Source organism: Variovorax sp. SG517, assembly GCF_013376045.1.
In the GTDB taxonomy this organism is placed as follows: Bacteria; Pseudomonadota; Gammaproteobacteria; order Burkholderiales; family Burkholderiaceae_C; genus Variovorax.
This window is the reverse complement of the sequence record NZ_JABMJG010000008.1, coordinates 272,737-278,776: the sequence shown is the minus strand read 5'-3', so window position 1 is coordinate 278,776 and position 6,040 is coordinate 272,737. Positions and strand designations below refer to the sequence as shown.

The window sequence follows — 6,040 nt, the reverse complement described above, 5'->3', positions numbered from 1 at the left end:
GCATCGGCGCCACGTTCCTTACCAGCGGTACGTTCCCGTCGCGATGATCGAGCGCGGAGCGCCGTAGTAGCACTTGCCGTACTGGTCGCAATTGGCGATGAAATTCTTGTTGGTCAGGTTGCGCAGGTTGAGCGCGAGGCTCCAGCGCTCGAAGTCGTAGCCGACCATGGCGTCGTACACCGTGGAGGCCGGTACCTTGTTGGGCGCGAGTTTTTCTCCGTCGCCGTAGCTCGAGCCGGTGTAGCGAGCGCCCAGGCCGACCTTCAAGCCGTTGCTGAAGCGGTAGTCCGCCCAGACCGACAAACGGTTCCTTGGCACCGCATTGGCCTGCTTGCCGATTTCAGCCGGGTTGGCGCTGGCGGTGACGATGGCGCGTGGCGTGTAGCCGTAGGCGGCCGTGATGTTCAGGCGCGGCATGATTTCGGCCGTGGCTTCCAGCTCGAGCCCGCGAACCTGGATCTCGCCCGTCTGCTTGGGCATGAAGTTGGCGTCGTTCGAGATGTAGTTCTGGCGCCGCAGATCGAAGATGGCCGCGCTGTAGCTCTGCTTGGTTCCCGGCGGTTGATAGCGGATGCCCGCCTCGTACTGGCGTCCCGTCTCAGGCTTGAACGGCGCGCGGGTGATCGGGTCGACCTGGCCCGTGGGCGCGAACGACTCCGAGTAGCTCAGGTAGGGCGCCAGGCCGTTCGGGGCCAGGTAGACGAGACCGGCTCGCTTGGTGAACTTGTTCTGGGATATCTCCGTGCTTTTGCCCGTCAGCCTGTCGAACACGTCGCTCTCGGCTTTGTCGTAGCGGCCACCCAGCGTGAGGGACCAGCGGTCGCCCCACTTGATCTGGTCCTGGATGTACAGGCCGGTCTGGGCCAGGCGCATGTTGGAGTTCATCCATGGCGCGCCTTCGACGATCGGGCCGCTGTAAACCGGTGCGTAGATGTTGATCGTCGGCGCGGTGCCGGTCGAGAAGCTGTACTGGTCGATGCGATTGCGCTGGTAGTCCAGGCCGATCAGTAGCTTGTGCTGCCAGTCGCCCGCGCGCAGGTCGGCCTGCACCTGGTTGTCGATGCTGAGCGTCGAGACTTTCTCGCGGCTTCCGGTGGGATAGCGGCCGAGGAACATGAAGTTGAGCGGGTTCGACGGATTCTTGCTGTCCACCGTGGTGAGGCGGCGCAGGGGCCAGACACCTGCGTAGTCGACCTTCAGCTCCCCATAGCGGGCGTTCTGGCGCAGCGTGACGGTGTCGTTCAGCCGATGCTCGAATTCGTAGCCCAGCATCCACTGGTCGTTGTTGAAGTGGTCGTAGTTCGGGTCGCCGGTTTCCAGCGTGGCTGGGATGCGGGTGCCGATCGAGGTCGGGATCACGGAGCCGACTTGCGGCCGGATGCGGTTGTAGACGCCGGCACGCGTGCGGTCGACTTGCGCATACATCGTCAGCTTGGTGTCCCCCGACATGCGCCAGGTCAGGGAAGGTGCGAGATAGAGGCGGCGGTCGGGCATCTTGCCGGCTGGCAGGTCGCCATCGCGCAGCAGGCCGACCACGCGGTAGAGGACCTTGCCGTCGGCGTCGAGCGGACCCGAGAAGTCGCCGGCGATCTGCTTGCGGTTGTGGTCGCCGATCTGCATCTGAAGCTCATGCAGCGGCTCGGCCGTGGGCCGCTTGCTAACGACGTTGACCACGCCACCCGGGCCGGCCTGGCCGTAGAGCACCGAGGCAGGGCCGCGCAGGAGCTCGATGCGCTCGGCGCCGTAGTTCTCGGTGCGCCAGACGCCCCAGTTGCCGTTGTTGCGCAGTGGCAGGCCGTCCAGGTAGAAGCCCGGTGCATAGGCATCGAAGCCGCGCAGCGTGAGCCAGTCGTAGCGGGAGTCGGCGCCGAAGGTGGTGATCGCCACGCCGGGGGTGTAGCTCAAGGCGTCCTTGAGCGTGACCGCTCCGGTCGCCTGCATACGATCGGAGGTGATCACCGAGATCGACTGCGGTGTCTCGATGATCGGCGTGTCTGTCTTGGTACCCGTTGCGCTGCGCTTGGCCACATAGCCGGTCACGTGGCCGGTGCCGCTTTCCTCCGCATCGGCATTTACCGTTACCGCGGGCAGCGTCGCGCTCGTTGCCTGGTCTGTGGCGGTTGCCGGCGCCGTGACCGACGTTTGCGCATGGCTACCGAGGCTCGAGAGAACGGCGGTGGTTCCGAAGGCCGCCACGAGCGATGCATGCAGCAAGCGTTGGCGAGGGAGGGGGGATGTGTGCATGAAAGGACTTTGAAAGTATTAGAGGCGTCCGAATCTTAATGAGAATTGCTCTCATTACAAAGTTGTAAACGTCAAACGGACCCACCGCTACCTGATTTGCGGACCCAGGACGTGGGGTGCCAGCAACGCCATGCCTTTGTGCATGGCCGGAAAGAGGCTCCGGTTGAAGTTGTTCCAGCGCAGCTCGAGGATGGTGTCGTCCGGCCCGATGGGGGTGTCGAGCACGTCGAAGATGACTTCGCCCGAATCGATCCCGTTGTCCACGTAATGCAGTGAGGCGCCGGTCTTGTCGATCACCGGAACACGCTGCTTGGCCATCGTCGTCCAGTCCACCACCTTGTTGCCCTGCGCGCCATGCAGCGCATCGAGCGTGGCGTAGGCCCCGCGGCGCTGGTAGGGCGACTCCAGCCGGGTGATGCCGGGATGGATGTTGACGATTTTCCGGTAGTAGCGGCTTCCAGGCCGCACGAGTTCGTCGAGGATGACGAGCAGCCCATCGAGCAGCACGACGTCGGCACCCAGCGTGAGCAGCTTGTCGAGCAGCGCGCGCTCGAATGCGCTCTTGCCCGCGACGCGCCCGGGCTCATCCATGGGCATTCGGCGGTAGGCCGAGGGCACCGGATGCAGCATGTCCCTAAGCAGCCTGCCCTGCGCGCGCAGGTCCGCGGGAAAAATCCATTTGCGATCGGGATGCCATCCGAAGCCGTAATCCCGGAGGGCGGCCTGGTCCCGCGGCGACTGCGCGTCGTCGTCGTAGACGATGCCTTCGAGCGAATAGGCGTCGCCCAGCGGCGTGGTGTCGAGCGCCTCGGCCAGGTATTCGAGCGGCGACTTCATGTAGCGCTGCTCGCCCTTGTAGTCGATGTGCTGGCCGGCTCTGTCGGCTGCGGCGTTTCTCAAGGACAGGATGTAGACGAGCTTTGCCTTGGACATGGTGTGCGATGGATGAGTGGGCTTCATTGGAGGGGCGGCGCGGAGCGCGACGATGCGGGCATCCTCGATGCGCCTCCACCACAGACGCAATGCGGCGCGATCTGTTCATCGGCGCCCTCAGGTGCCGGCGTTGCGATGCTGCGGCGCGAGAGGGCATGCGCCGCAATAGCCTTCCTCGGGCAGCAGGTAGTGGAGACAGCATTGCCGGTGCAGCCTCATCACGACCCGTCCGTCGCCGTCGACGCGATGCACCTTGCGCTGCCGGCCGAAGAGCGGGTTGGGCTCCGGCGCGCTGCCGTGGCCGCTTGGCCAATCGGGACTGTGCAGCAGACGTGCCTGATCTTCGGCGATCGACGCCGAGCCACCGGTCAGTGCCAGGGCCTGGCCTAGGATCGGGTCGAGTTGGCGCGCGGCATTGCCCCAGAGGATCTTGGGCGCGAGCCGGGTGAGCTCGGAAAGGGTTGCGAACAACGGCCGAAGATGCCGGCCCAACAGTGGCCCATAGCGCTGCGCGGTGCCGGTGCCATGCATTGCCTCGCCGATCTCGCGGATGTGGAAGCTCGCGGGAAAGCCGTCGTCGTCCAGCCGCACCCAGACCTGCTCGGCGGCCATCGGAAAGACATGCTGCAGCACGCTCGCCGCCGCGGCGACCGGCGGCAACAGCGCGGCCACGTAGCCGAGACACCATGCCGAGGCGACGGGCCGCAGGTCGTGTCCGGTGCTCTTCCTGAATCTCGCGTGGCGCTGCAGCACCTCGGTCAGCAACTCGTGCGAACGCAGCAGGTCGGCAACGTGTACGGCATCGGGCGGGACTGTGTTCGCGAGCTGGAGTTTCTCTCCCAGCGGGGCCAGCTCGCCCTGGAAGATCGGCTCCAGCAGCGGAATCATGGCCCTGCCCGCCGCGAGGCGATGGAACGGTGCGCAGGGTGCATCCACAGGAGACGCGCTAGCACCCTCGATGTTCATTCGCGGCGTGCTGGCCCCGGCCGATGAACATCGGCGACGCCCGGCCGTCTATGCAGAAGGGTGGCACGGTGCCGCCGGGCCGTGCACATGGGGCAAGGCCGTTCTCCAGCCGTTTCACGGCTCGGCCGCGGATGTTTCGCGCCCGGGTCGCAGTCGCCCTTCGGGGCGGAAAGAGTTCGTGCATGACATCCACCAAAGACGCCACCGGCCACCGCGGAGAAATCAGGCGCCTGCTGAAGCCATTCTTTCCGTGGATCGTGCTGTCCGCGGTCGCTGGTGTCGGCGCGGGCGCCGCCACGGTCGCGCTGCTGCGCACCATCAACCAGGTGCTCAATCAGGAGGGCGGCATGGCGGGCGGCCTGCTGCTGACCTTCATCGCGTTGTGCGCGGTCGCGTTGTTCGGCCGGATGGCCTCGGATGCGTCGACCAACTTCGTCGGCCAGCGCCTGGTGGCGCAGGTGCGCAAGAGCCTGGCGCAGAAGATTCTCTCGGCACCCATCGATGCGCTGGAGCGCTACCGCACGCACCGCCTGATGCCGGTACTGTCGCAGGACGTAGACATGATCAGCGACGCCGCCTTCGTTTTGTCCTCGACGCTGATCGCGGTGGCCGTCGCCTTCGGCTGCCTGGCCTACCTGGCGTTCCTGTCGCTGCCGTTGTTCTGCCTGCTGGTGGTGGCGCTGGCGCTCGGCGCGACGATACAGACCATGGCGCAGACCCGCGCCCAGGCCGGCTTCTGGAAGGCGCGCGAGCACGAGGACCAACTGCACAAGGCCTACCGCGCGATCAGCGAAGGCGCGAAGGAACTGCGCATGCATCGCGACCGACGCACGCGCATGTTCGGAGGCCAGGTCGAGCGCATCGTCGACGACATCCGCCGCGTCAACAGCCGCGCGATCAACACCTACGTGATGGCGACCGCCTTCGGCTCGGCGCTGTTCTTCCTGCTGATCGCGCTGATCCTCGGTTGGGCGGCATTCCGCAGCACCGAGCCCGTGGTGCTCAGCGGATTCGTGCTGGTGCTGCTGTTCCTGAAGGGGCCGATCGACGTCATCGCCGGCGCGTTGCCCAACGTGGGCCGTGCCAGGGTCGCGTTCGAGCGCATCGGCGATCTCTCCGCGCGCTTTGCCACGCCGGAGCCGCACCTGCACCTGGAGCGCCCGTCGAGCATCGCCACGCTCGAGCGCGGCATCGGCATGCGCGGCGTGCGCTACGCCTTCGCCGCGCCGGACGGCGCAGAGCCCTTTGTGCTGGGGCCGATCGACCTGCAACTGCGTCGCGGCGAGATGGTGTTCGTGGTGGGCGACAACGGCTCCGGCAAGACAACCCTCATCAAGCTGCTGCTCGGCCTCTATGCGCCCCAGGAGGGCGAAGTGCTGCGCGACGATGCGGTCGTGACGCCCGAGGCGCGAGACGACTACCGCCAGCTGTTCACCACCGTGTTCTCCGACTTCTACCTGTTCGAGGACCTGGCGGCCGGCGAGAAAGGCGAGAGCGCGCTGCCGCAGGCGGCCTTGCCATACCTGCAGCGCCTGGAGATCGCCCACAAGGTGAGCATCAAGGACGGCTCCTTCAGCACCGTCGACCTCTCGACCGGCCAGCGCAAGCGGCTGGCGCTGGTGCATGCCTACCTCGAAGGCCGCCCGGTGCTGGTTTTCGACGAATGGGCGGCGGACCAGGACCCGACCTTCCGTCATCTCTTCTACACCGAGCTTCTGCCGGAGCTGCGTGCCAAGGGCCACCTGCTGGTGGTGATCTCGCACGACGACCGCTATTTCCACCTGGCCGACCGCGTGATCACCATGAATGCCGGACGTATCCAGGAAGACCGCGCGCGCGCCCCGCAAGGGCTGGCCGCGTGAGGCACCGCCCGTTCATCCGCATCCAACACACAGAG

4 protein-coding genes are annotated in these 6,040 nt (G+C 66.1%); 1 reads left to right on the top strand and 3 read right to left on the bottom strand.

What is annotated here, in order from left to right; genetic code table 11:
- Positions 1-18 precede the first annotated feature (18 nt).
- The 3 genes from FHT32_RS24540 to fhuF all read right to left on the bottom strand — a co-directional run bounded on the left by FHT32_RS24540 (position 19) and on the right by fhuF (position 4,065).
- Positions 19-2,244: a TonB-dependent siderophore receptor gene (locus FHT32_RS24540; RefSeq protein WP_176667203.1), complete on the bottom strand. Its 2,226-nt coding sequence runs from the start codon at positions 2,242-2,244 to the stop codon at positions 19-21.
- An 87-nt stretch (positions 2,245-2,331) separates the two neighbouring features.
- Positions 2,332-3,177 (bottom strand): formyltransferase family protein, encoded by an 846-nt coding sequence (locus FHT32_RS24535; protein ID WP_176667202.1) that lies wholly within the window; start codon positions 3,175-3,177, stop codon positions 2,332-2,334.
- Between the two features lie 117 nt (positions 3,178-3,294).
- Complete coding sequence (fhuF, locus tag FHT32_RS24530; protein ID WP_176667201.1) at positions 3,295-4,065, bottom strand: siderophore-iron reductase FhuF; 771 nt, start codon at positions 4,063-4,065, stop codon at positions 3,295-3,297.
- Positions 4,066-4,325: 260 nt separating this feature from the next.
- On the opposite strand from fhuF, the gene FHT32_RS24525 reads away from it, so the two are divergent.
- Entirely contained in the window at positions 4,326-6,005 is a 1,680-nt protein-coding gene (locus FHT32_RS24525) for a cyclic peptide export ABC transporter (protein WP_176667200.1), read from the top strand.
- The last annotated feature ends 35 nt before the right edge of the window (positions 6,006-6,040 follow it).